General features: G+C 70.6%; 23 protein-coding genes. 22 read left to right on the forward strand and 1 reads right to left on the reverse strand.

Features of this window, described 5'->3' with window-relative positions; translation table 11 throughout:
- Window positions 1–57 precede the first annotated feature (57 nt).
- From ACIGEP_RS00205 to sucD, 5 genes are all read left to right on the forward strand, one after another.
- Window positions 58–1251 carry a sensor histidine kinase gene (locus ACIGEP_RS00205; protein WP_396659618.1) on the forward strand — a complete coding sequence of 398 codons (1194 nt, stop codon included), beginning with the start codon at window positions 58–60 and terminating at the stop codon, window positions 1249–1251.
- On the forward strand, window positions 1248–1850 hold the full coding sequence (locus ACIGEP_RS00210; RefSeq protein ID WP_396659619.1) for a response regulator: 603 nt from the start codon (window positions 1248–1250) through the stop codon (window positions 1848–1850). Before ACIGEP_RS00205 ends, ACIGEP_RS00210 begins: the two co-directional genes overlap by 4 nt.
- Before the next feature lie 3 nt (window positions 1851–1853).
- Window positions 1854–2606 carry a phosphotransferase gene (locus ACIGEP_RS00215; RefSeq protein WP_396659620.1) on the forward strand — a complete coding sequence of 251 codons (753 nt, stop codon included), beginning with the start codon at window positions 1854–1856 and terminating at the stop codon, window positions 2604–2606.
- 135 nt (window positions 2607–2741) lie between these two features.
- A complete protein-coding gene (gene sucC / locus ACIGEP_RS00220) occupies window positions 2742–3908 on the forward strand; it encodes an ADP-forming succinate--CoA ligase subunit beta (protein WP_396659621.1) in 1167 nt (388 codons plus the stop codon).
- 37 nt (window positions 3909–3945) lie between these two features.
- Window positions 3946–4848: a succinate--CoA ligase subunit alpha gene (sucD, locus tag ACIGEP_RS00225; RefSeq protein WP_064001264.1), complete on the forward strand. Its 903-nt coding sequence runs from the start codon at window positions 3946–3948 to the stop codon at window positions 4846–4848.
- 141 nt (window positions 4849–4989) lie between these two features.
- Here sucD and ACIGEP_RS00230 read toward each other — a convergent pair whose 3' ends face one another.
- Window positions 4990–6405: an NCS2 family permease gene (locus ACIGEP_RS00230; protein ID WP_396659622.1), complete on the reverse strand. Its 1416-nt coding sequence runs from the start codon at window positions 6403–6405 to the stop codon at window positions 4990–4992.
- A 58-nt stretch (window positions 6406–6463) separates the two neighbouring features.
- Here ACIGEP_RS00230 and ACIGEP_RS00235 point away from each other — a divergent pair, with 58 nt between their 5' ends.
- From ACIGEP_RS00235 to ACIGEP_RS00315, 17 genes are all read left to right on the forward strand, one after another.
- Window positions 6464–6805 (forward strand): DUF2200 domain-containing protein, encoded by a 342-nt coding sequence (locus ACIGEP_RS00235; protein WP_396659623.1) that lies wholly within the window; start codon window positions 6464–6466, stop codon window positions 6803–6805.
- Window positions 6806–6864: 59 nt separating this feature from the next.
- Window positions 6865–8190, forward strand: a complete 1326-nt coding sequence (locus ACIGEP_RS00240) for a DUF6350 family protein (protein ID WP_396659624.1) — start codon at window positions 6865–6867, stop codon at window positions 8188–8190.
- A gap of 4 nt (window positions 8191–8194) precedes the next feature.
- Window positions 8195–8776 (forward strand): phosphoribosylglycinamide formyltransferase, encoded by a 582-nt coding sequence (gene purN / locus ACIGEP_RS00245; protein ID WP_396659625.1) that lies wholly within the window; start codon window positions 8195–8197, stop codon window positions 8774–8776.
- Window positions 8777–8813: 37 nt separating this feature from the next.
- A complete protein-coding gene (gene purH / locus ACIGEP_RS00250) occupies window positions 8814–10421 on the forward strand; it encodes a bifunctional phosphoribosylaminoimidazolecarboxamide formyltransferase/IMP cyclohydrolase (RefSeq protein WP_396659626.1) in 1608 nt (535 codons plus the stop codon).
- 93 nt (window positions 10422–10514) lie between these two features.
- Window positions 10515–11219, forward strand: coding sequence for a hypothetical protein (locus tag ACIGEP_RS00255; RefSeq protein ID WP_396659627.1), 705 nt, complete (start codon window positions 10515–10517; stop codon window positions 11217–11219).
- A gap of 3 nt (window positions 11220–11222) precedes the next feature.
- On the forward strand, window positions 11223–11921 hold the full coding sequence (locus tag ACIGEP_RS00260) for a hypothetical protein (protein WP_396659628.1): 699 nt from the start codon (window positions 11223–11225) through the stop codon (window positions 11919–11921).
- Window positions 11922–11932: 11 nt separating this feature from the next.
- Window positions 11933–13024, forward strand: coding sequence for a hypothetical protein (locus ACIGEP_RS00265; protein WP_396659629.1), 1092 nt, complete (start codon window positions 11933–11935; stop codon window positions 13022–13024).
- Between the two features lie 66 nt (window positions 13025–13090).
- Window positions 13091–13789: a hypothetical protein gene (locus ACIGEP_RS00270; protein WP_396659630.1), complete on the forward strand. Its 699-nt coding sequence runs from the start codon at window positions 13091–13093 to the stop codon at window positions 13787–13789.
- Entirely contained in the window at window positions 13786–14391 is a 606-nt protein-coding gene (locus ACIGEP_RS00275; protein ID WP_396659631.1) for a hypothetical protein, read from the forward strand. Before ACIGEP_RS00270 ends, ACIGEP_RS00275 begins: the two co-directional genes overlap by 4 nt.
- Window positions 14392–14423: 32 nt before the next feature.
- Window positions 14424–15296 carry a hypothetical protein gene (locus ACIGEP_RS00280; RefSeq protein WP_396659632.1) on the forward strand — a complete coding sequence of 291 codons (873 nt, stop codon included), beginning with the start codon at window positions 14424–14426 and terminating at the stop codon, window positions 15294–15296.
- Window positions 15293–16471: an RDD family protein gene (locus ACIGEP_RS00285; protein WP_396659633.1), complete on the forward strand. Its 1179-nt coding sequence runs from the start codon at window positions 15293–15295 to the stop codon at window positions 16469–16471. Before ACIGEP_RS00280 ends, ACIGEP_RS00285 begins: the two co-directional genes overlap by 4 nt.
- A gap of 55 nt (window positions 16472–16526) precedes the next feature.
- Window positions 16527–21158: an FtsK/SpoIIIE domain-containing protein gene (locus ACIGEP_RS00290; protein ID WP_396659634.1), complete on the forward strand. Its 4632-nt coding sequence runs from the start codon at window positions 16527–16529 to the stop codon at window positions 21156–21158.
- 192 nt (window positions 21159–21350) lie between these two features.
- Window positions 21351–21641 (forward strand): WXG100 family type VII secretion target, encoded by a 291-nt coding sequence (locus tag ACIGEP_RS00295; RefSeq protein WP_231370862.1) that lies wholly within the window; start codon window positions 21351–21353, stop codon window positions 21639–21641.
- A gap of 108 nt (window positions 21642–21749) precedes the next feature.
- Complete coding sequence (locus ACIGEP_RS00300; RefSeq protein WP_396659635.1) at window positions 21750–21974, forward strand: hypothetical protein; 225 nt, start codon at window positions 21750–21752, stop codon at window positions 21972–21974.
- Window positions 21975–21981: 7 nt separating this feature from the next.
- Window positions 21982–23661: a hypothetical protein gene (locus ACIGEP_RS00305; protein ID WP_396659636.1), complete on the forward strand. Its 1680-nt coding sequence runs from the start codon at window positions 21982–21984 to the stop codon at window positions 23659–23661.
- Window positions 23662–23730: 69 nt separating this feature from the next.
- The gene (locus ACIGEP_RS00310) at window positions 23731–25236 is read left to right on the forward strand and encodes an AlkA N-terminal domain-containing protein (protein ID WP_396659637.1); all 1506 of its coding nucleotides are present in this window, start codon (window positions 23731–23733) and stop codon (window positions 25234–25236) included.
- Window positions 25233–25724 (forward strand): methylated-DNA--[protein]-cysteine S-methyltransferase, encoded by a 492-nt coding sequence (locus ACIGEP_RS00315; protein WP_396659638.1) that lies wholly within the window; start codon window positions 25233–25235, stop codon window positions 25722–25724. The genes ACIGEP_RS00310 and ACIGEP_RS00315 overlap by 4 nt, the downstream gene beginning before the upstream one ends.
- Window positions 25725–25952 lie beyond the last annotated feature (228 nt).

Raw genomic sequence — 25952 nt, forward strand, 5'->3', positions numbered from 1 at the left:
CGGCGGGAGGTCCGATGACCCGAGGGGTGACATTCGTCATGGTCGTACTGTGGCGGTGTGACGAGCCCTGACCCGACCCCGACGCGCACCGCCGTCTCGCTCGCCCGCGGGGTGACGGCCACCGGGTGGTACATCGCGTCGTCGATGGTGGCCTTCCTGCTGATCACGCTCTTCATGTGGGGCGTCGTGATGCTGGTCGCGCGCGACGGGGCGCGTGACGCCGTCTTCGTCGTCGGCTTCCTCGTGTCCTCGGGCGCCCTCACGGCCGCGACGGTCGTCCTCCTCGCGCGCTACCGCCGCGACGGAGACCTGGATGAGCGGGACCGGCCGGGCTGGCGTCGACGATTCCTGTCGCTGCCCGTGATCGGTGCTCTCGCCGCATCCGTCGTTCTCGCCGTCCTGTGCGGCTCGATCCTCCTGGGCGCCGCCCTGGTCGGGTCGACGCTGTGCCTCGTGCGCTGGGGACCCGGCATCCGCTGGCGCGGCGTCGTGCTGCTCGAGGTCGCCCTCGTGGCGCTGTGGATCCTGGAACTGTCCCGCGCGGTGCCCAGCGACAGTTTCGTGACGGCGCTGTTCGCCGTCCTGCTGCCCATGACCCAGGCCCTCTCGCTCTGGTCGTGGGACGTCGTGCTCGAACTCGACCACGCGCGGCGCACGGAGGCGCGCCTCGCGGCTGTGCAGGAGAGGTTGCGCCTGGCGGGCGAACTGCACGACCTGCAGGGCCACCACCTGCAGGTGATCGCGCTGCAGCTCGAGCTCGCCGAGCGCATGATCGGACGCGACCCGGATGCCGCCGCCCACCAGATCGCGCTCGCCCGGGCGTCGGTGGACGAGGCGCGCGAGGGCACCCGCTCGCTCGCCGGCCGGTTCCGCGGGGTTCCGCTGCCCGACGAACTCGCGAATGCGGCGGATCTGCTCCGGGCCGCCGGGTTGGAGGTCACGCTCGACGTCGCGGCGGACGCGGCATCCGCCCCCGCCGACCTGCTGGGACCGGTCGTCCGCGAGTGCACGACCAACGTGCTCAAGCACGGCGGCGGCCGGTGGGCGCGGCTGGGGCTCGAACGCACCGGCCACCTCTGGCGGCTCACCGCCGCGAACGACCCCGGCGCCGGATCGACCATCGGCGCGGGCGCCGGACTCGAGGGCATCACCCATCGCGTCGGTGTGGTCGGCGGGGATGTCACCACCCACCGGGCGGACGATCGTTTCGAACTCGTCGTGACCGTGCCCGCCGCAGGAGGAATCGCATGATCCGTGTGCTCATCGCCGACGACGAGGACATGATCCGCACGGCGCTCGCCGCCCTGCTCGCCCTCGAGGACGACCTCGACGTGGTCGCGGAGTGCGCCGACGGCGAGAGCGCGGTCGCCCGCGCGCTCGAACTGCGCCCCGACGTGTGCCTGCTCGATCTCGAGATGCCGGGGATCGACGGCGTCGAGGCTGCGTCCCGCATCCGTCAGCGCATCCCCGCGCGGTGCGTCGTCGTCACCCGCCACGCGCGCCCCGGCGTGCTGCGGCGCGCGCTCGGCGCCGGGGTCGACGGCTTCGTGCCGAAGTCGCGGCCCGCGGGAGACGTCGCCGCGGTGATCCGCGAGGTCGCCGCCGGCCGCCGGTACGTCGACCCCGAGATCGCCGCCGACGCGCTGAGCGACGAACGCTCGCCGCTCACCGATCGCGAGCTCGACGTGCTGCGCGCCGGTGCCCGCGGCGAGACGATCGCCGACATCGCGGCATCCCTCCACCTCTCCGCCGGCACCGTCCGCAACCACGTGTCGTCGATCCTCGGAAAACTGGGTCTCGCGACCCGTCAACAGGCCACGATCACCGCCCGCGAACGCGGCTGGATCTGACGGATGCCGCGCGAAGAACCTCTCGCCGGCGGCAACGCGAGCGGCGTGGTGGTCCGGGTCGGCGACACCGTGCGCAAGCCGTGGACCGTGTCGACGCCCAGCGTCACCGCCTACCTCGGTGCCCTGCGCTCCGCCGGGGTCGACGTACCCGAAGCGCTCGGGCGCGACGAGGCTGGGAGGCAGATCCTCGAGTTCGTGCCCGGGGAGCTCGCGATCGATCGCGGTCGGATGACGGAGAGCGGGGTGCGGCGCGTCGGCGCGATGGTGCGGGCGATCCACGACGCGAGTGCGACATGGACGGCGCCCGTCGACTCCAGGTGGGCGACCGCGATCCCCGCGCCCGGAGTCGAGCTCGTCTGCCACAACGACCTGGCCCCGTGGAACCTCGTCGTCGGCGACGACCGGTGGGTGTTCATCGACTGGGATGCCGCCGGGCCGAGTACCCGGCTGTGGGACCTCGCCTACGCCGCGCAGTCGTTCACCCTCAATGACACCTCGGTCGCACCGGACGTCGCCGCGGCGGCGCTGGCGACGTTCGTCGACGCGTACGGCGCGGACGACGACCTGCGCCGTGGGCTGCCCGACGCGATGGCCGCTCGCGCGGCGGCCATGCACGACCTCTTGCGTCGCTCGCATGCCGCAGGCGTCGAGCCGTGGGCGGCCATGTTCTCCGCCGGCCACGGTCACCACTGGCGCGTGGTCACGGACTACGTGCGGGAGCACCGTCAGGTCTGGACCGCCGCGCTCGCGGGCTGAGAGAGCCCCCGCCGAAGGAGGGGGCCCCGCGCGGGGCACTCAGGCGCGGGTAGTAGGCTTTTCGACCGGGCGATCTCTCGACATCGAGATAGTTCCGCGCCCGTCACCCCCACCGTCGCCCAGCGAAGGATTGCAGTGGACCTTTACGAGTACCAGGCACGAGACCTGTTCGAGAAGTACGAGGTGCCGGTGCTCGCCGGCATCATCGCCGACACCCCTGAGGAGGCGAAGGCCGTTGCCGAGAAGATCGGCGGTGTCGTCGTCGTCAAGGCTCAGGTCAAGACCGGAGGTCGCGGCAAGGCCGGCGGCGTCAAGGTCGCCAAGACCCCCGACGAGGCCTACGCGGCAGCCGAGGCCATCCTCGGCCTCGACATCAAGGGCCACGTCGTCCAGCGCGTCATGGTCGCCCAGGGCGCCGACATCGCCGAAGAGTTCTACTTCTCCGTGCTGCTCGACCGCTCGAACCGCTCGTACCTGAGCCTCTGCTCGGTCGAGGGCGGCATGGAGATCGAAGAGCTCGCCGTCGAGCGTCCCGAGGCGCTCGCGCGCATCGAGGTCGACCCGCTGCAGGGCATCGACAAGGCGAAGGCCGTCGAGATCGCGACGGCCGCAAACTTCCCCGAGGACCTCGTCGAGAAGGTCTCGGACGTGTTCGTCAAGCTCTACGACGTCTACAAGGGCGAGGGTGCGACCCTCGTCGAGGTGAACCCGCTCGTCCGCACCGGCGCCGGTGACATCGTCGCCCTCGACGGCAAGGTGTCGCTCGACGACAACGCGAGCGAGGTGCGTCACCCCGAGCACGAAGAGCTCGAAGACAAGGGCGCCGCCGATCCGCTCGAGGCGAAGGCGAAGGCATCCGGCCTCAACTACGTCAAGCTCGACGGCCAGGTCGGCATCATCGGCAACGGCGCGGGCCTGGTCATGTCGACCCTCGACGTCGTCGCCTACGCCGGTGAGAACCACGGCGGCGTGAAGCCCGCCAACTTCCTCGACATCGGCGGCGGCGCGAACGCCCAGGTCATGGCGTCGGGTCTCGACGTCATCCTCGGCGACGAGCAGGTCAAAAGCGTCTTCGTCAACGTCTTCGGCGGCATCACGTCGTGCGTCGCCGTCGCCGAGGGCATCGTGAAGGCCCTCGAGATCCTGGGTGACGCGGCCACCAAGCCGCTCGTCGTCCGCCTCGACGGCAACCAGGTCGAAGAGGGTCGCGCGATCCTCGCCGAGGCGAACCACCCGCTCGTGACGCTCGCCGCCGGTATGGACGAGGGCGCCGACAAGGCCGCCGAGCTGGCGAACGCCTGAGGCGCGCCGAGACTACTGAGACACAGGGACCACAGACATGTCTATCTACCTCAATAAGGACTCCAAGGTCATCGTCCAGGGCATCACCGGCGGTGAGGGCACCAAGCACACCGCCCTCATGCTGAAGGCCGGGACCAACGTCGTCGGCGGTGTCAACGCCCGCAAGGCCGGCACCACCGTCACCCACGAGAAGCCGCACGAGGGCGAGGTCGACCTCCCCGTCTTCGGCTCGGTCGCCGAGGCCATCGAGAAGACCGGCGCCGACGTCTCCATCGCGTTCGTGCCGCCCGCCTTCACGAAGGACGCCATGATCGAGGCGATCGACGCCGAGATCCCGCTGCTCGTCGTCATCACCGAGGGTGTGCCCGTCGGCGACACCGCCGAGGCGTGGGCGTACGCCAAGAGCAAGGGCAACAAGACCCGCATCATCGGACCGAACTGCCCCGGCATCATCACGCCCGGTGAGGCGCTCGTCGGCATCACGCCCGCCAACATCACCGGCAAGGGCCCGATCGGCCTCGTCTCGAAGTCGGGCACCCTGACCTACCAGATGATGTTCGAGCTGCGTGACCTCGGCTTCTCCACCGCCATCGGCATCGGCGGCGACCCGGTCATCGGCACGACGCACATCGACGCCCTCGAGGCGTTCGAGGCCGACCCCGAGACCAAGGCCATCGTCATGATCGGCGAGATCGGCGGCGACGCCGAGGAGCGCGCGGCCGACTACATCAAGGCGCACGTCACGAAGCCGGTCGTCGGCTACGTCGCCGGCTTCACCGCTCCCGAGGGCAAGACCATGGGCCACGCCGGCGCCATCGTCTCGGGCTCGGCGGGCACCGCACAGGCCAAGAAGGAGGCCCTCGAGGCCGCCGGCGTCAAGGTCGGGAAGACCCCGTCCGAGACCGCCGACCTGATGCGAGCCATCATCGAGGCGCTTTGATCTGACGCACGAAGGGGCGGATGCTGCGGCATCCGCCCCTTCGTCGTTTCCGTCCTGGCGGCCCAGGTCCCGATCCGGCCGGGAAAGCGTAGGCGATACCCGGCTCGATCGGGACCTCGGCGGTCGGCCCGCCGGGCCGGGTCAGACCCCGAAGGCCGCCTCGATGGGACCGCGGGCGAAGTACAGGACGAAGCCGGCGGCGACGATCCACAGCAGCCAGTGCACCTGCTTCGCCTTGCCCGAGAACGTGTTCAGCACGACCCAGCTGATGAAGCCGGCGCCGATGCCGTTGGCGATCGAGTAGGTCAGCGGCATGACCGTGGCGGTGAGGAAGACCGGCAGCAGGACGTTGAAGTCCGACAGGTCGATGTTCTTGATCTGCGTCAGCATGAGCGCACCGACGAGGACCAGGGCGGCCGCGGCGACGAACCCGGGAACGAGTCCCGTGACCGGGGTGATGAACATCGCGAGCAGGAAGAGCACGCCGGTGACGACATTGGCCAGACCCGTCCGGGCGCCCTCGCCGATCCCCGAGCCGGACTCGACGAAGACCGTCGCGGACGAGGACGACGTGCCACCGCCGACGACGGCGCCGACACCCTCGACGATGAGCGCCGACTTGATGCGCGGGAAGTTGCCGCGCTCGTCGGCGAGTCCCGCCTCGCGTGCGAGACCCGTCATCGTGCCCATCGCGTCGAAGAAGTTCGTGAAGACGAGGGTGAAGACGAACATGATGAGGGCGACGAACCCGACGCGGCTCCAGTCGAAACCGAAGTCGATGGCGCCCACGAGGCTGAGATTCGGCGCGGCGACGATGCTGCCGGACAGGCCGAAGTCCGCGACCGGCGTGAAGATGTTCACGATCGCGGCGAGGATCGTCCCGGCGACCAGGGCGATGAGGATCGCGCCCTTCACCCGCAGAGCCATGAGGATGCCGCCGATCAGCAGCGTGGCGATGAACAGGAGCGTCGCGGGCGAGGTGATCGAGCCGCCGACGCCGAGTTCGAGGGGCGTCCCTTCGGCGGGGTTCACGAAACCGGCGTTGACGAAGCCGATGAAGGCGATGAACAGGCCGATGCCGACCGTGATCGCGAGCTTGAGCTGCACCGGCACCGCATCGAAGATGAGCTTGCGCAGGCCGGTGGCGGCGAGCAGCACGATGATCAGACCGTTGATGACGACGAGCGCCATCGCCTCGCCCCACGAGACCTGACCGACGACCGAGAAGGCGACGAACGCGTTGATGCCGAGACCGGCCGCGAAGGCGAACGGAAGGCGGGTGACCAGGCCGAAGAGGATCGTCATGACGCCCGCGGTCAGTGCGGTCGATGCAGCGACGGCTGACGGCTCGAGGGTGAGACCCTCCACGTCGGGCGTCGACAGGATCGCCGGGTTCAGGATGACGATGTAGGCCATCGTCACGAAGGTCACGAGTCCGCCGCGGACCTCGGTGCCGATCGTGGAGCCTCGTCGGCTGATCTCGAAGTAGCGGTCGAGGAACGAGGCGGATGCCGGGGCTGCGGCACCCCGGGACGTGCGGGAGGTGGTGCTGTTCACCCTCCGAGGGTAGTCGCTCGCCGTCGACGTGGTGGGGGCGGCGGCGTACCCTGGCGGCATGCACCGGATCTTCGGCACCCCGTTCGCCGCGGTCTACCCGCTTTACCTCGCGAAGGTGGAACGCAAGGGGCGCACGAAGGCGGAACTCGACGAGGTCGTGCGCTGGCTGACGGGCTTCGACGACGCGGCGTTGGCGCGTCAGATCGACACCGAGGCGACGTTCGAGGAGTTCTTCGCGGCGGCCGAGCTGAACCCGGCGGTGTCGGAGATCACCGGGGTCGTCTGCGGCGTCCGCGTCGAGCAGATCGAGGACCCGCTGATGCGCCGCATCCGCTATCTCGACAAACTCGTCGACGAGCTCGCGCGGGGCAAGGCGCTCGAGAAGGTCCTGCGCGGCTGAGGCAGCCCGCGGTGCGGGAGCCGGGCCGGAGGCGTCGCCGCGGGTAGGGTCGGTCTGTTGTGAATCGCCTGCTCGTCTCCCTCCTCGCCGCCGTCGACGCCCTCCTGGCCGTCGCGGTCGGCGTTGGCGTCGTGCTCGCGCCCGTCACCCTCGTCTGGATCTTCGGGATCGGCGGCGACGCCGACTGGGCGGCGCTGTGGCCCGCCGCGGCGACGATCTGGCAGCTCGGGCACTTCGCACCGGTCGCTGTCTCGCTCCCGGCCGAGCTCGTCGTGCTGGGCGGGCTGCCGACGGGCGGTGCGCAGTTCACGCTGTCGCTCGCGCCCACTGCGCTGGCCCTGTTCACCGCGGCCTCGGCGTGGCGGTCGGGGTCTCGTGCCGCGCGCGCCGGCGCGTGGGTGACCGGTGTCGTCGGCGGCACCGTCACGGTCGCCGCCGTCTCGGCCGTGATCGCGCTGTCCGGTCGCGCCTCGGTCGCGTCGGTCGACCTGCTGGCCGCTGTCGCCGGCCCGACTCTCGTCTTCGCGGTCCCCGCGCTCATCGGCGCCGTCCTCCGCGCCTGGAACGACGGCGACGACGGCATCATCGACGCACTCTCCGAACGCCTCCCGGACGACGTCCAGGAGGCGGTGGACGCCGGTGCCCGCGGCGTCGCGATCTGCGTCGCCGGGATCGTGGCGGTGGGTGCCGTCGTCCTCGCCGTCCTGTTCTTCGTCCGGGGCGGAGAGGTCATCGCGCTGACCCAGGCGGCGCAGGCCGACCTGCTCGGTGTCGTGGTCCTCGCCTTGGGCAGCATCCTCTACCTCCCGACCCTCGTGGTGTGGTTCGCCGGATTCGCCGTCGGCCCGGGTTTCGCGGTCGGGACCGGGACCGCCGTGTCGCCGGCGGCGACGAGCCTGGGTGTGGTGCCCGGCATCCCCGTGCTCGGTGTCCTCCCCGATTCGACGTCGGGCTGGCTCCTGCTGCTCGCCCTCGTCGTCGTGGGTTTCGGTGCGCTGGCCGGCGCCGCGATGCGCGGCGCTCTGCTGGTCGCGTCGGCGACGGATGCCGAGCCTCTGCGCCCGCGCCTGGTCGCCCTCGCCGTCGTGGCCGTCGGGACCGGGGCGATCGTCGCCGTCCTCGCGTGGGCTGCGCAGGGGTCGATCGGTCCGGGCCGACTCACGCAGGTCGGCCCGGAACCGTGGCTCGTCGCCCTTGTCGCGGCCGCCGAAGTCGCCGTCGGCGCGGCCATCGTCCTGCTCTCGCCGCGCGGTGAGGACGACCCGTCCCGCTCGGAGTCTCCGCTCGTGCGCGAGGCTCCCCTGGCGACGCCGACACCCCAGCCGGTCCGGTCGACCGCACCCGCACCCTCGCCCGATGAGTTCCCGACCGCCCCGCTAGACTGATCCGGTGCTCACGGTCGCCGTCCTCATCTCGGGCACGGGATCCAATCTGCGTGCGCTCCTCGACGCCGCGATCGAGCCGGATTTCCCCGCACGCATCATCGTCGTGGGGGCGGACCGGCAGGCCGACGGATTCGCACACGCCGAGACGTACGGCATCCCGACCTTCATGGTCCCGTACCAGGAGTTCGACAGCCGCGAGGCGTGGGGAGACGAGCTCCTCGCGCAGCTCGAGGTCTGGAAGCCCGACCTCGTCGTCCTGAGCGGGCTCATGCGCCTGCTGCCGGCAGCAGTTGTCGCCGCGTGGGCGCCGCGCCTCATCAACACGCACCCGGCGTACCTGCCGGAGTTCCCCGGGGCGCACGGCGTGCGTGACGCGCTCGCCGCCGGCGTCGAGCAGACCGGCGCCAGCGTCATCGTCGTCGACGACGGCGTCGACACCGGCCCGATCCTCGCGCAGGAACGGGTCCCTGTCCTTCCGGACGACACCGAACACTCCCTTCACGAGCGCATCAAGCCGGTCGAGCGCCGGCTGCTCATCGACGTCGTCCGCCGCATCGCGACGGGCGAGCTCGACCTCACTTCCTGAACCGCATCCGAACGCCCCCGACCCGAGGAGTTCCCGCATGGCCGGACCGCAGATCGATCCCTCCCTCTACCGCGACCGCGACGTCGTGCCCGTGCGCCGGGCTCTCATCTCGGTGAGCGACAAGACCGGGCTGCTCGAGCTCGCTCAGGCGCTCACTGCCGCCGACGTCGAGATCGTGTCGACCGGCGGGTCCGCAGCGCTCCTGCGCGAGAACGGCATCGCCGTGAAGGACGTCGCCGAGATCACCGGCTTCCCCGAGTCGCTCGGCGGACGCGTCAAGACGCTGCACCCGAGCGTGCACGCGGGTCTTCTCGCGGACCTGCGCCTGGAGGACCACGAGACCCAGCTGGGCGAGCTCGGCATCCTGCCCTTCGAACTCGTCGTCGTGAACCTCTACCCGTTCGTCGAGACCGTCGCCTCGGGCGCGCAGGGCGACGCCGTGGTCGAGCAGATCGACATCGGCGGGCCGGCGATGGTCCGCGCGTCGGCGAAGAACTTCGCCAACGTCGCGATCGCCGTCTCGCCCGAGTCCTACCCCGCGATCGTCGACGCGCTCGGCCAGGGCGGCACCACCCTCGGGCAGCGGCGCGAGCTCGCCGCACGCGCCTTCGCGCACACCGCCGCGTACGACCGCGCCGTCGCGACCTGGTTCGCGGAGGAGACGCTCGAGGGCGAGGGCGACCTGCCGCAGCACCTCACGATCAAGGCGGAGTGCCTGGCGACACTGCGCTACGGCGAGAACTCGCACCAGCGTGCGGCGATCTACACCCGCGTCGGCGGTCACGGCATCGCCCAGGCGACGCAGTTGCAGGGCAAGGAGATGTCCTACAACAACTACGTCGACGCGGATGCCGCGCTGCGCGCCGCGTTCGACCTCATCAAGCCTGCGGTCGCCATCATCAAGCACGCGAACCCCTGCGGCATCGCGATCGGCGCCCCGCAGGCGCTCGACCCGATCGCCTCGGCGCACCTGCGCGCGCACGAGTGCGACCCCGTGTCGGCGTTCGGCGGCGTGATCGCCGCGAACCGCACCGTGACCCTCAAGATGGCTGAGAACCTGCGCGACATCTTCACCGAGGTGATCGTCGCGCCCGACTTCGAGCCCGAGGCGCTCGAGGTGTTCAAGCTGAAGAAGAACCTGCGCGTGCTGCAGCTCCCGGCGGACTGGCGGCAGGAACCGATGGACGTGCGTCTTGTGTCGGGCGGCCTGCTCCTGCAGGACGCCGACCGGTTCCCGAACGAGATCGAATCGCTCGTCGACTCCTGGCAGCTCGTGTCGGGCGAGCGCCCCGCCGACGACCAGCTCGAGAACCTGTCGTTCGCGTGGAAGAGCTGCCGTGCGGTGAAGTCGAACGCGATCGTCCTGGCGAAGAACTCCGCCACGGTCGGCATCGGCATGGGGCAGGTCAACCGGGTCGACTCGTGCCGTCTCGCCGTCGAGCGCGCCGGTGACCGGGCGACAGGCTCGGTCGCGGCATCCGATGCGTTCTTCCCCTTCGCGGACGGACCGCAGGTCCTGCTGGATGCCGGGATCACGACGATCATCCAGCCCGGCGGGTCCGTGCGCGACCAGGAGGTCATCGACGCCGCGCAGGCCGCCGGCGTGACGATGTACTTCACCGGGGAGCGCCACTTCTTCCACTGAGCGCGGCGGATTGTAGCGCCTCGATGACGGGGGAGTTCTCCCCATCGAAATCGGTCCCCAGGTTCGCCTAATGTCGTCGCGGGAGGTTCCGCCATGGGAATGATGCTGCCGAACGAGCTGATCTGGGTCATGGAGAAGCTCGGGTTCGATTGGCCCGACATCGATGAGGATGAGCTCCGTCGCGGAGGACACATCATCGAGGTGTTCCGCACGGAGCTCGAGGGCAAGCTGCAGGCGATGGACCGCAAGGTCAACACGGAGCTCGCCGTCGCCCTCCGAGGTCAGGCGGGCCCGGCCTACGTCGGCGCCTGGAATGCGAATCGCTCCCAGAACCTGCAGAAGCTGCTCGACATCCTCGGCCCCGTGCCGACGGGCGTCGACATCGCGGCAGGTGCCGTCACGGCGCTGAAGATCAAGGTGATCGCCGACGTCACCACGACGATGATCACGCTCGTGGCGATGCTCACGAACCCGATCACGGCAGCGGGCGCGGGGCCCATGCTGATCATCAAAAAGAAGCTGTTGAACGCGGCCGTCGACATCGCCGTGGAGCAGGTGCTGAACCAGGTGCTCCCCATGGTCATCGAACCGCTCATGAACGAGCTGCCGGGCGTCATCATGGCCGCCCTCGACTCGCCCATCGTCGAGGCCGTCGCGGGCGACCCCGACGAGTTCTACGCCGACCTGCAGGCGCTCGAGCAGTCGCAGGGCGAGATGGAGCAGCACGCGGCCGACGTCGAGACGCTCACCGAACGGCTCATGTCGGACCTTGCCGGCCTGAACATCGGAGGCGACTGACCTGTGGGTATCGGAGAAGTCGTCCGTCCGCTGAAGAACTCGCTCGACGGCGTCCCTGTACACGTCCGCCAGCTGGCGGAGATGTTCCGCAAGCACGGGCAGAAGCAGAACCAGAGCACGAGTCGCGTGAACGATCTCGATGGGACCGACGTCCCCGAGGCCCTCCGCGACGGCTGGAAGAAGGACTCCTGGCACACCCCGGATCGCGTCGTCGGATCGGGCAAGCCGAATCGGCCGTACCCGGCGGAGTATCTCGACGCCGACTACATCCAGCAGCACCTGCAGCGGTTCGAGGGCGGCGCGACGCGGTTCTACCGCTCCGAGAGCCTGGACCGCTACGGGCCCGGCAATCAGGGCACGACGTTCGTGTTCCCGACCTCAGAGATCGACAACATCATCACGCAGGCCGACGGCGATCCGAGGAAGCTCGGCGTCATGCTCGGCCTGGGTGAGAACTTCTTCGTCGACGAGGGCGGCAACGCGGTGGACATCACGCGGGCGGACTTCAACTACGAGGAGATCGTCAACGGCAACCTCCGGATGCCGCGGGGCAACGAGGCCGGCGCGAACGAGGCATGGATCCCCGGCGGCTATCTGCCGGAGGGCATTCCCGAGGCAGTGCTGAACACGCATCCCGATGCGGGTCGGGGTGATCCCTCCGCCGGTGGGACGTGGGGCTCGTACACGCCCTTCCGACTGTGACCGTCGGTGACGTGGGTGCGGTCCGGTACCCGGAGCGATTCGAGATCTACCGGCTCGAGGCCTTGGGTGAGAACCCGTACCTGAGCGTCGACGAGGCCCGCCGTCGCTACGACGAGGGCAGGGGACTGACCGTCGTCGAGGGCTCGACCCCGCCGTCCTGGTACCTCGATGCGTCCGCTCGCCGCCACCGCTTCTCGGTGACGTTCTACTCACCGTCGAAGACCCCGATCCGCCGGGTCGACTGGGAGGACAGCGGCGGGCGTCTGCTGCGTCGTGGCGCGGTCGACCTCTTCTATCCCGAGGGCGACCCGGGTCGCCGCGTGCCGTACTCGCAGCTGCTGCGGGTCGAGCAGCGCTGGTACGCGGACGGCGTCGTCCACATCGAGCGCTCATCCCCGGTCGATAAGGACCTCGTCACCGAGATCTGCGCGCCTGACGACCTGCACTGGCTCGACGTCCCGGACTTCGGCGAGTGGTCGCCGCTCATCGCGGCATCGGCGCCATCGGAGCTGGCCCGGTTCGACCTCGACGCGATCGACGCCGCCGAGGGATACGCACGTGCCGCGATCGCTGCGGGCAGGCCTGCGTCCGAGCAGGGCGACTGGATCCTGCCGGTCGCCGACGAGACCGTCCTTGAGGCCGTCACGGCCCTGACCCGTTTCGAGCGGGTGCCCTCGGCAGTGCCCGTGATCGACCGCGATGCGGCGAAGATCGTGCCGGTGGTGCTGCAGGTCGCGGCGCCACGGGGGTCCGACCGTGACGTCGCGGAGGAGCGCCGGCGGATCGACGACCGCGCTTCCGGACTCGCCGGCGCCTTCGAGTACGCCGCCGGCCGTCCGATCGATCTGCCGCTCGACGGACGCGGGGACGGCCCCGTGGCGGCCTACGCGGCGGCTCTGCGTGCGGCCGACGTCCGTGACGCACGATGGTGGGTCCTGAACGACACCGGCGTCGTCCTGGTCCGCTCGGGAGATGCGGAGGCGGGCGATCTGGCACTCGCCGTGCACCTCGTGCCTGCGCGCTGGGTGTCGGGGCGCAGTGCGACGGCGTCCGGGCGTGCGCCCGCAGACCTGCGCTGGTCGAGGGCGGACATAAGAGGATGATCGGCGCGATTGCAAGACCCGTGTGGACATCCTCGGCCGTGGTTAGCCTGACAGTGGAGGGGGATCATGGGTATCGGTGAGGTCATTCGGCCGTTGAAGAACTCGCTCGACGGCGTCCCCGTCCACGTGCGTCAACTGGCGGACATGTTCCGCAAGCACAGCCAGCGTCAGGACCTGAACCGCTCGCAGGTCACTGCGCTCGACAACGTGAGCGGCGCCTGGCGCACCGACACGCATTGGACCCCTGATTCCATCGTGAGCTGGAAGGGCGACGCTCCCGATCCCGGCGAGTACCTCGACGGCGACTACATCCGTCAGCACCTGGCGCGCTTCGAGGACGGAGCGAGCCGTATCTACTTCTCCGACACGCTCCACACGTACGGCCCCGGGCAGGCGGACGGCTCGACCTTCGTGTTCCCGACGTCCGAGCTCGACGACATCATCCGCAACGCCGACGGCGACGTCAACGTGATCGCCGATCAGCTCGGCATGGAGCGCAGCTGGTTCTTCGACGACAACGGCAACACGTTGCCTCTCGAGGTCCGGCATTTCGACCCTTCCGAACTCACGAATCTACGGATGCCGTCGGGCAACGAAGCAGGCGCGAACGAACACTGGATTCCGGGTGGGTATCTGCCCACCGGCATCCCCGAAGCCGTCATCGACATCCCGCCCTCGGCGACGGGCGTCGGACGCAATCTCGACGATGACTACAACCCCGGCCTCTGGCCGGGCACGGCCCAGGGGTTGAGCCTCAACTCATGACCCAGCCGAACGCCACCGTCACGGGCACGCCCTGGCTGACCGGCCACGTGGTCGACGCCGGCGACGTCCGCTCCGATGACGGCGAGGGTGCCCTGGTCAGAGCGGGCCGCATCGTCGACGCGATCGAGTCGAGCCTCGTCGATGGCAGCGCCGCGGCGCCCGTGGGCGAGCTGATCCCGGGCACGCCGCTCATCCGACGCGGCGACGTGTCGATCGTGCCGCTGTCCTGGGAGCCCGCCTCGCCAGACGCGACCCGCGCCGCGGTGCGCGAGCGCGCCAGCGAGATCTGGCGGGGCATCCGCAGCGCCTGCGAGTACCGTCACGGCGCCGCCGAGGTAGTGGAGCCGGGCGACGGTGCGCCACCCAACGCCTACGTGCGGGCGCTGGAGCGCCACGGCGTCCGCCGCGCCGACTGGTGGGGCTCCGACGACACGGCCATCGTCCTCGTCGTGCACGGGGAGCCGCTGCCGGCACCCGCCTCCGCCAGTGCTGTCCACGTCGTGCCCCGCGGGTGGGTGTCGACCGTCCGACCGACGCGCCGCGTCCCCGAGGTGGACCTCGCCTGGTCTCCGGGGACCGCGGGCGGGCAACCGAACACTTAGTCTGTGAGAACGCTGATGAGAGGGCTGAATCAATGAGCGCTGTCGAGGGGATCGCCACCGAGGTGACCGTCCGGATCTACGGTGCGAGCGAGCTCGGGGTGCTCGCGCAGACGGCACCCGGATCCGCGCACCCCCGCGTCGAGTACGTCGGCGGCGAGGTGTTCGTCGGGCTCGATCACGGCGACCACGGTGCCCCCGTCACGCAGGGCGAGACAGAGGGCGCGGATGCCGGGTTCCGGGATGCCGTGCGCTCGGCGATCCCTCTCGCAAGGGAGCTCCCGGTCGCTCACGAGGGTTCCATCGTCCTCGCCGACGAGACCCTGGCCGCCGCCGTGCTCCTCGACCCGTCGCGGCTGAGCGGCATCGAACTCTCCGGTGCGCCCGTGGCCTTTCCGTACGCCCGCGACCGCGTCCTCATCGTCGGAGCCGACGACTCCGCGGCCATCGCCCGGACGCTCGACGTCGCGGAGGAGCTGTACGAAGCGGACCGGCCCCTCGTGAGCGCGCACCCCGTCGTCCTCACCGACGAGGGATGGGCTCCGTTCCCGTGGCGCGAACGTCTCCCCGAACTCGCGATGCGGTTCGAGCGCGTGCTGCGGCTCTTCTCGGTCCGTGCATACGACCTGCAGACGGCTGCGCTGCAGCGGCCGGACGTCCACATCGCCCCGGCGAAGATCCGGGTGCTGGAGTCGGGCGTGACCACGACGTTCGCCACCTGGCCGCAGGGCACGGCGACCCTCCTCCCGGTCGTCGACAACGTGATCATCGCGGACCCGTCGGGCACCCTGAGTGTCGCAACGCTCACTCAGTTCCTCGACGCCGCCGGCGATGCCGTGATCCGCACCGGACTCTCGCCCGCCCGCTACTTCGTGCCCGGCGACCAGCCGCGCACGTCCGAGGCATGATCTGGGAGATCGACCAGCCGGAGGACCGGCCGGATGGCCTGGACGCGGCCGGACGCCCCGACCCGGCGTATGCGGCGGCACTCGGCCTCATCCGGGCCCCGTTCGGTCGTCGGTCGCTCGCCTTCGTGCTCGACATCCTCTTCTGGGTCGTCCTGCAGCTGCCGCTCTGGATCGGAGCCGTCCCGCTGCTCCTCAAGCTCGCCACGGGGACGATCTCGCCGTACGGACTCGTCAACCACCCCGGCTTCGTGCTCGCCGCCGTCATGGCCGCGATCACCGTGGCATTGTCGCTCGCCTTCCTCATCGTGCAATGGGTACTTCAGGCGCGGCGCGGACTGACGATCGGCAAGGGGTTCACGGGGCTCCGGAGCATCAACGTCCGCACGCTCGAGAAGCCCGGCGCCGGACCCGTCCTGCTCCGCGCGCTCATCGTCGGCATCGCCGGCGTCATCCCGGTCATCGGCACCGCGGTCATCCTCGCCTCACCCACTTTCGATCCGCAGGAGCGAGGCCGCGGACTGCACGACCGTGCCGCGCGGATGTGGCTGATCGACATCCGCGGCGGCCTGAACCCGTATGACGAGAAGCGGATGCGGATCGCGCGGAAGACCGTCAAGGCGGAGCCGATCCCCGAACGCGCCGAACGGCCGTCGCTCGCCACTCCCACCCGCCCCGGCGCGCGTCCCGACTACCGCCCCGGCAACCGCATCAGCGCGGGGGTCCTCGGCGTGAACCGCGCGCCGGACGGGAGCGCCGCTCCCGCCGAGGACGCCCCCGCCACCGGGCCCGGCGTCATCGACGCCGCGCCGGTGGCACCGAGCCCCGCGCCGGCCTCCGAGACGCCGCCGGCGGCCCGGATCGGGCTGCGCTTCGACACGGGGGAGACCGTTCCCGTCACCGGCCCGCTCCTGATCGGTCGCGATCCCGACCCGGCGAGTGCACCGGGCGCCGAGCCGCATCGTCTGCTCGACGAAAGTCGTTCCCTCTCGAAGACCCACGCGCTCCTGACGCCCACCGCTGGAGGGCTCGAGGTCGTCGACCGCGGATCCACCAACGGCAGCGCCGTGGTGCGCGCGGGCGTCGAGACCACCGCCGTCGCCGGGGTCGCGCTCCCCGCCGCGGTCGGCGACACCGTCCGCCTCGGAGACCGCCTCGCCGAGGTCGTCGCACTGTGACCGCCCCGTCCGCACCCACCCGCCCGACGCGCCCCCACCAGACCGGAGAAGAGCAATGCGGCTGAAGCTCACCCTGCACCGGCACGACAACGACCCCGTCGACATCGTCGTCACCGCCGACTCGACCGCGACCGTCGGTGACGTCGCGCGGTACATCGCGGCATCCGATCCCGCCCGGTCCACCACCTTCGCCGAGGACGACGTCCTCACGCTCTCCGTCGCGCCACCGACCGCCGCGCGGGCCGTCGAGCTGCCCCATGACCTGCCGATCGGGGAGGCCCCGATCGGGTCGGGGTTCTCGGCATCCATCGTCAACTACGGCGCCGGCTACATCCGGGCCGGAGGCGGTGAGACGGTGGGCATCCTCCGCGCGACCGCCGGACCGCTCGCCGGGCAGGAGTTCGCGCTCTCCGCCGGACACGTCTCGATCGGGCGCGACCCGAGCAACGACGTCGTGCTGCCGGATCCCATGGTCTCGAAACGTCACGCGCGCCTCGAGGTCGGGTCGCACGCCGAGGTGGTCGACCTCAACTCCGCCAACGGTGTGCTCGTCGACGGGGTCGAGGTGCAGCGCGTGCGCGTCGAAGACGGCCGTCCGTTCGTCATCGGCGCCACGACGCTCGTCGTCTACCTGACGAACGCGTGGGACGGCGCGGCGACCGAGGATCCAATCATCGAGCGCGGCGGAGGGCTGCTGTTCAACCGCAGTCCCCGCGTCGAGGTCCGCTACCCCGGCACCCGCTTCAAGCCGCCGCGGCTGCCGACTGAGAAGATCGGCAAGATCTTCCCCTGGCCGATCATGGTCGCTCCGATCCTCATGGGCGCCGCGCTCTTCGCGCTCAACGGCAACCCGCGTTCGCTTCTGCTCATCGTCATGACGCCCCTCATGGCGTTCGGCAACCTGATCAACCAATCCGTCCAGAGCCGCAAGAGCGAGGATCACGAGCGGCTGCTCTTCGAGCGACAGTTCGAGCAGCTCGAAGAGGACTTCTTCCGCGGCAAGCCCGAAGAAGAGGCAGCGCGCAACGCCGAGGCCCCCGCGGTCGCCGACGTGTTCGAAGAGGCGATGCGCCTCGGACCGTTGCTGTGGACCCGACGCCCCGAGCACTGGAACTTCCTCGCACTGCGCCTGGGAACGTGTTCCCTGCCGGCGCGCAACGGCATCGACGACGCCGAGACCCCTGACGGCCTGCCCGAGTACATCGACCGCGTCGACCGGCTGCGGATGCGGTACGCCACCGTCGACGACGTCCCCGTGTTCGACACGTTCCCGACGGCGGGGTCAGTCGGCATCGCGGGTCCGCGTGCGCTCGTCGCCGACGCGATGCGGGGCGTCGCCGTGCAGGTCTTCGGCCTGCACGCGCCCAACGACGTCGTGACCGTCGCCTTCTCGGACTCGTCGTGGACACCGGAACTCGAGTGGCTCAAGTGGCTGCCGCACACCACCTCGGAGCGCAGTCCGTTCCGCTCGGCGCCGCTCGCTGATTCGGCACCGAGCGCCGCCGCCCTGCTCAACTCCCTCGAGGAGTACGTCCGGCGCGCTGCCGGCAACGGGGGGGGAGAGCCCCGCGGGCCGTTCAAGGACGACTGGAACCCGCTCCTCTACGGGACGGATGTCGCGCGCGCCGCCGAGGACCGTGTGAAGACACCCCCGATCTCGGTGATCGTCTTCGTGACCGGTGACGCACCGGTCGATCGGGGGCGCCTCACGGACGTCCTCGAGCGCGGCGCCGACCACGGCGTCCACGCGGTGTTCATCTCCGAGACGGTGGAGTCGCTGCCTGCGGTGTGCCGCAGCTTCATCGAGCTCGGCACCGACCTCGCCGACGCCCGGGTGGGCCTCGTCCGCAACGGCGAAGCCTTCGAGCATGTGGCGATCGAGGGTGTCTCGAACGCCTACATGGAGATGTTCGCGCGACGACTTGCCCCCGTCGTGGACGCGAGCACGGTCGTGCACGACGCTTCCGACATCCCGAACTCGGTCATGTTCCTGCAGCTCATCGATCCCGCGATCGCCGAGAACCCGCACGCGGCGATCGAGCGGTGGCAGCAGAACAACACGATCGTCGACCGCTCGCCGACACCGCGGCCGCGCCTGAAGAAGGCCGGCACCCTCCGCGCCATCATCGGGCAGGGACCGAGCGACGCCATGGCCCTCGACCTGCGCACGCAGGGGCCGCACGCGCTCGTGGGCGGCACGACGGGTTCGGGCAAGTCCGAGTTCCTGCAGGCATGGGTGCTCGGCATGGCCGCCGCGCACAGCCCCGATCGCGTCACGTTCCTCTTCGTCGACTACAAGGGCGGATCGGCCTTCGCGGACTGCGTCGACCTGCCGCACTGCGTGGGCCTCGTGACCGACCTCAATCCGCACCTCGTGCGCCGGGCGCTCACGAGCCTGCGGGCCGAGCTGCAACACCGCGAGCACCTGCTGAACCGCAAGAAGGCCAAGGACCTCCTCGAACTCGAGAAGCGGCAGGACCCCGACTGCCCACCGTCGCTCGTGCTCGTCATCGACGAGTTCGCCGCCCTCGCCTCGGAGATGCCCGAGTTCGTGGACGGTGTCGTCGACATCGCCCAGCGCGGCCGCTCCCTCGGCATCCACCTCATCATGGCGACGCAGCGTCCCGCCGGCGTCATCAAGGACAACCTGCGCGCCAACACGAACCTGCGCATCGCCCTGCGCATGGCGGATGAGGCGGACTCGCGCGACGTGGTCGACGACGACGTCGCGGCGAGCTTCCCCGCGTCGGTGCCCGGACGCGCGATCGCCAAGACCGGTCCCGGACGTCTCGTCCCGTTCCAGTCCGCCTACACCGGGGGCTGGACGAGCCAGGAGGACACCGCGGTCGCCGAGGTGCGGGTCGCCGAGCTGCGCTTCGGCGCCGCCGCCGAGTGGGAACCGGACCGGCCCGCGGAATCCGATACTCACGAGGAGGACCTCGGCCCGAACGACCAGCGCCGGATCGTCTCGACACTCGTCGACGCGCGCGAGCTCGCAGGACTGCCGCTCCCGCGTCGCCCGTGGCTCGACGACCTGTCGTCGCTCGTCGACCTCGTGGCCCTCGCCAACGAGGGGGACACCCGCATCCCGATCGCCCTCATGGACGTGCCCGAGAAGCAGCTGCAGGAGCCGGCGTACTTCGTGCCCGACCGCGACGGCTCGCTCGTCGTCTACGGCACGTCCGGCTCGGGCAAGTCGACCGTGCTGAAGACGATCGGCACGGCAGCGGGCATGCGTCCGGATCGCGGACGGGTGAACGTGTACTGCCTGGACTTCGCCACGGGCGCGCTCGGCGCGCTGTCGGCACTGCCTCATGTGGGCTCGGTCGTCGACGGGTCCGACGTCGAGCGCATCCAGCGCCTGCTGCGCACCCTCGACGGCGAGATGGACCGCCGCGCGTCGGCGTTCTCCGCCGCGAGCGCCGCGACGCTGCAGGAGTACCGCGAGATCGCCGACCCCAACCTGCCCCGCATCATCCTGCTCATCGACAACTTCCCCGAGTTCAAGAAGGACTGGGAGGTCGCGCCCGGCCGCGGCCCGTTCTACCGGACCTTCATGCGGATCCTCGGCGAGGGACGCACACTGGGTGTCCACACGGTGCTCACCGCCGACCGCGGCAACGCGGTGCCGAGCGCCGTCGCCTCGAACATCCCCCGCAAGGTCGTCCTCCGGATGGGCGACCCGTCGCAGTACATGCTCCTCGGAACGCCGCGCGACGTCCTCGACGAGCAGTCCGTCCCCGGTCGCGCGGTCATCGACGGCCACGAGGCGCAGATCGCCGTCCTCGGCGGGACCTCGAACGCCGTCGAGCAGACGAAGGCGCTCGGCGTGCTCGGCGACAAGCTCCGTGCCGAGGGGGTGCGCGATCTCCCCGAGATCGGGGCGCTCCCGACCGCGGTGCCCGCTTCCGACATGCCGGCCAGGGTCGACGGGATGCCGGTGTTCGGCGTCGCCGACGACACGCTCTCGGCCTACGGCTTCGAGCCGATCGGCTCGTTCGTGATCTCCGGGCCCCCGGCATCCGGTCGTACCAACGGCCTCAAATCCCTCATCGTGGCGATGGAGCGGTTCGATCCGGGCGTCCAGCTCTACCACTTCGGCAGCCGCCGGGCCGAGCTCAAGGACTTCCGTCCGTGGGTCAAGAGCGCGACGCGCCCCGACGACGAGAAGGAGCTCGCGACCGAGTTGACCGAGCTCGTCACGCGCGAGCTGTCGGAGGGCCGCATCCTCATCGTCATCGAGGACATGCCTCACCTCTCGGACAGCCCCGCCGACCGACCCATGCGTGCGCTCCTGCAGGCCATGAACGACAGCGAGCACATGCTCATCGGTGAGGCTGAGATCTCCCGCGCGAGCGGCAGCATCGGCGTCCTCGGCGAGTGGAAGGCCGGCAGACAGGGCATCGTGCTCAAGCCCGACACCTATGACGGCGAGGCGATCTTCAAGACGCCGTTCGGGCGCGTCAAGCGGTCGGACTTCCCGGTCGGTCGAGGCATCTTCGTGCAGGCGGGTCGCTCCGTCACCGTGCAGATGCCGCTCGTGGCCGATGTCGCACCGCCGCCGCAGCCGACGGTCGCTCCGTCGTCGACGGTCGCCTCGTCGTCGCCGGCCGCTCCGCCCACGACGCGGGCGGCTGCGCGCGAGGCGGTCGGCGCCGACGCCGCCGGCACGACCCTCGGAGGCTGAGGACTGCCATGCCGCTGATGCCGGAATTGAGCGCCCGATCGGCCTTTCGCGTCGATCCGGCACCGCTCCCGGCGGTGGTTGTCAAGAGGGGACTTCTCCCCATGGGGTGGGCGGGACCTCTTCGCTAGCATCGATCACGCGGGGGAGGAAACCGGTTCTCCGCACCACGACGACACGCTGGGAGGCGGGTTCATGGCACACGATTTCGGTGCAACGTACAGCGAGATGGAGAGCGCTGCGCAGCGCCTGCGCGACGGTCGCCAGACCGTCACCGACACGCTGAAGGAACTCCAGGGCATCATCGACGACCTGGTGCAGGACGGCTTCAAGACGGAGAACGCATCCGAGGCCTACTCGACCGCGTACTCCGAGCTCACGACGTCGCTCGACGACGCCGCCGAGGCAGTCAACGACATGGCGCAGGCGCTCGACCGCATGGCCGACCGCATCCGCGACACGGACGCCGAGCTCGCGGGCGGTTGATCCCCCGCGCGGCTCACGGGCCGTGGTGCGATCCGAGGATCCGCACCACGGCCCGTTGCCTGCGTTCCGCATGATTAGGATCAGGATGACGAACGGAGAGTCGCGACGATGACCACCTCGCAGACCTACTGGTACAACCTCTCGACCCAGTCCGTGGTGCGCAACGATGAGCGCCCGTCCGAGGACTGCCTGGGCCCGTTCGCCAGTGCGGCCGAAGCCGAGGACTCACCGGCCGTGCTGCTCGAGTACGCGAAGAGCTGGCTCGAGAGCGAAGAGAGCGAGCCCTACCGGCAGATGGCCGAAGAGCTCGGCGACGACACCGACCGCCTCTGACCGGCGGATGCGAGCCTTCCGCCGTGGCGCGGTCGCTGCAGCCGCGGCCGCTGTCCTCGTCCTGAGCGCGTGCGCGCCCGCGCTCCCGCCGTCCGTGGTCGCCGACAGCCGCGTCACCGTGGGCTGGACCGGCGCCGTGACCTCGCTGAACGCACGGATCGATCCCACCTCGGGCAACCGTGACATCGCGGCCGTGACGCGCTCGTCTTTCGGGCGGATCGTCGACGGCGAGGTGGTCCCCGACGAATCCTTCGGAAAGGTCACCATCCTCGGTGACGATCCGTTCACGGTCCGCTACGACCTGACGGAGCCGTCCTGGTCGGATCGCATCCCGCTGGATGCCGCCGACCTCGTGCTCGGATGGGCGGCATCCGTGGGTCTGCTGTCGAAGGACGGTCCGTCGGATGCGGCGCGAGAAGCCGCCCCGCCCACGATCGACGAGTTCGCCCGGTCGATCGATGTGACCTTCGCCGCACCCACGATCGCGTGGCAGACGGCGGTCTCGGTCGACGTGCCCGCCCACACCGTCGGCATGCGTGCGTTCGACCTCGATGACCCGATGGAAGCCAAGCAGGCCGTCATCCGCGCCGTCCTCGACGGGGACGACAGCGCGATCTCGGCGATCGCGGAAGTGTGGAACACGGCTTTCGCCGTCACCGACGACACGGTGGAGACCGATCTGGCCCTGTCCAGCGGACCGTACCTCGTGACGGCGATCGGCGACGAGGGGACGAGTGTCACGCTGGAGCCGAACCCGACGTACTCGGGCGCCGCGGCGCCCAAGATCGCCGACATCGACCTCGTCCCGCAGGGCGACGATCCGATCGCCGCCGTGGGCGACTCCCTCGACATCGCCACCGTTCGTCCCACTCCCGGCAACCGCGATGCCGTGTGTGAGCGCGAGCGACGTGACTTCGCGGTGCAGACCACGCACGACGGAACGATCTGGGCCCTGCTCCTCAGCACGGACGGCGTGTTCGCCGACGCGGGTCCTCGATCCGCGTTCCTGCGGATGGTGCCCGCCGACGACATGGTGGCCGCGGGAGCGGGAGAGTGGTCGCAGGCCTACGCGAAGACGACGTCGATGGTCACCGCGCCGGGCTCCCGCGCCTTCGACATCGTGACCGAGGACTCCGGTTTCGCGGACGCCCTCGCGGCACCGGCGGACGACGCCGAGGCCGACCGTGCCGCGGCCGGGGTCGCGACGGGGACGCGCGTGTGCGTCGTCTACGACGCGGGCAGCGGCTTCGCCCAGGGAGCGTTCAGTGCGCTGAAGGCCGCCGCTGCCGAGGCGGGGTGGAACGTCGTCGACTGCGCGACGGGCGACGTGGATGCCGCGGTCGAGGCCCCCGGGTGGGATGCCGTCATCCGGCGGGTCCGCGTGCCGCAGACCCCGCGGGCCATCGCGCAGCAGTGGGGCACCGACGGGTCGTCGAGTCTGGTGGGACAGTCCGATCCCGCCCGGGACGAGCTCATCTCGACCCTGCAGCAGACCGTCGACGTCTACCAGGCCCGGGATCTGCTCGCGCAGATCGAGGCGACGATCGTGCGCGCAGCAGTCGCGAAGCCCCTCGCGGCCAACCCGCGGGTCACCGTCATCGCCCCCGACGTCACCGGGGTCACGGTGCGCGAGGGTGACGATGCCCCCGTGCTCTCCGACGTCGCAGGGTGGGCACCCGCCGGCTGACCGACGGGCACCCGCTGCCGTGTCCGATTTCCGCGAGCCGGTGTCGGCGGGGCATGTCAGGCTGGGGTCATGACGATCGCGCCGATGACCTTCGACGAGCGTTATCGCGCGATCGACGCACGCGACGCACGCTTCGACGGGCAGTTCGTCACCGCTGTGCACTCGACGGGGATCTACTGTCGGCCGAGCTGCCCCGCGCGCACGCCGAAGGCGACGAACGTCAGCTTCTACCCGACGAGCGCCGCCGCGCACGAGGCGGGCTTCCGCGCCTGCAAGCGCTGCCTGCCCGAGGCGACCCCGGGGTCTCCGGAGTGGAACCTCCGGGGCGACGTCGCGGGGCGCGCCATGCGGCTGATCGCCGACGGCATCGTCGATCGCGAAGGCGTGCCCGGGCTCGCGCGACGCCTGGGTTACTCGGAACGGCACCTCACCCGGCTCCTCGCCAGCGAGCTGGGTGCCGGGCCGCTCGCCCTCGCGCGGGCTCACCGTGCGCACACCGCCCGGACCCTCCTCGTCGACACCGACCTGCCGATGGCCGATGTCGCGTTCGCGGCGGGCTTCGGCAGCATCCGTCAGTTCAACGACACGATGACCGAGGTCTTCGCGCTGCCGCCGACCGACCTGCGCGCGAGGCGACGGGGTACCTCGGCTGCGGCCGGACGCATCGACCTCGTTCTGCCGGTGCGCGAGCCGTTCGACGCGGTCGGTCTGTTCGGCTGGATGCGCGCGCACGCGATCCCGGGCGTCGAAGTCGGCGAGGCGGTCTCGTTCTCCCGCACGATCCGCCTCGACGGCGGCCCGGCCTGGTTCCAGGTGCGGCAGGACGGCGCGGGGCGGATGCGGCTGCGCGCCGAGCTCGCTTCGCTGCGCGACCTCGCCCCCCTGATCTCCCGCGTCCGCCGGCTGTTCGACCTCGATGCGGACCCGGCCGCCGTCGATGCTGCGCTGGGCGCGCACGCCGAGCTGCGGCCGCTGATCGCACGTGTACCCGGTGTCCGCCTCCCCGCGGCGATCGACGCCGAGGAGATGCTCATCCGTGCGATGATCGGCCAGCAGATCAGTGTGGCCTCGGCTCGCACCATGATGGGGCGGCTCGCGGCCGAGCTCGGCGATCCCGTCGAGACGCCACGGGGCCCGGCGGTCCTGTTCCCGACGCCGGCGGTCGTCGCCGAACGCGGCGCCGACGTCCTCCGAGGGCCGGGCGCGCGGATCCGCGCGATCGTCCACGCCGCGGGGGCCCTCGCCGACGGCTCGCTCCGGCTCGGGCCGGGAGACGACACCCTCGAGCAACGGGCCGCCCTCCTCGCGCTGCCCGGTGTGGGCCCCTGGACCGCGGACTACGTGCGGATGCGAGTGCTCGGCGATCCGGATGTGCTCCTGCCGGGCGATGTCGCCGCCCGTGCAGGTGCGGCGGCCGCCGGCATCCCGTCCGACGCCGGCGGCCTCACGGAGTGGGCGACGCGGACCGCGCCGTGGCGCAGCTACCTCATGGCGCATCTCTGGTACGCCGCCCCGGTCACGCAGGCCTGGCGTGCCGCCGACATCGACCCCTCATCCCGGAAGGCCGCATCATGACCGCGATCCTGCAGACCGTCGACACCCCCGACGGGCCCTTCACGATCCTCGAGGAGGATGGACGCGTGCTCGCCTCGGGGTGGACCGACGACCCCGCGCGCATCCTCGGCCGTCTCCGCGCCGACCGGGTGCCGCAGGATGCGGCGTCCGGGCGCGCGCTGTCGGCCGAACGTGTCCTCGCCTACTACGACGGCGACCTCGGTGCCATCGACGACGTCCCCGTCGCCCAGCACGGGACGACGATGCAGACCTCCGGATGGGACGCCCTGCGCCGCATCCCCGCCGGTCGTCCGCTGACCTACAGCGAGTTCGCGGCGCATCTCGGATCGCCGACCGCGGTACGCGCCGCGGCATCCATCTGCGCGCGCAACGCGGCGGCGCTGTTCGTCCCCTGCCACCGCGTGCTGCGGACCGGGGGAGCGCTCGGAGGTTTCGCGTGGGGGCTGGACGTGAAGATGAGTCTCCTGCAGCGCGAAGCGACGAAATGATCACTGAATCCGAGTAAGCGCTTGCTTGCAGCGAATCCACAGGGATATCCTGGAGGGCTCCCGCACGCCGCGGGGGCCCTGTCCGGCCCCATCAAGGAGGAAGCCATGTCCCCGGAGATCGTCTACACGAAGTCCGCCGCCTTCCTCGTCGCCGGACGCCCCGTCCGTCGGGGATGACGACAGAGGTCTGACCTCGCGCGGAAGCTTCCCGCGCCCCTCATCGTTCTC

The organism is Microbacterium sp. NPDC077663 (assembly GCF_044542795.1).
Lineage (GTDB): Bacteria > Actinomycetota > Actinomycetes > Actinomycetales > Microbacteriaceae > Microbacterium.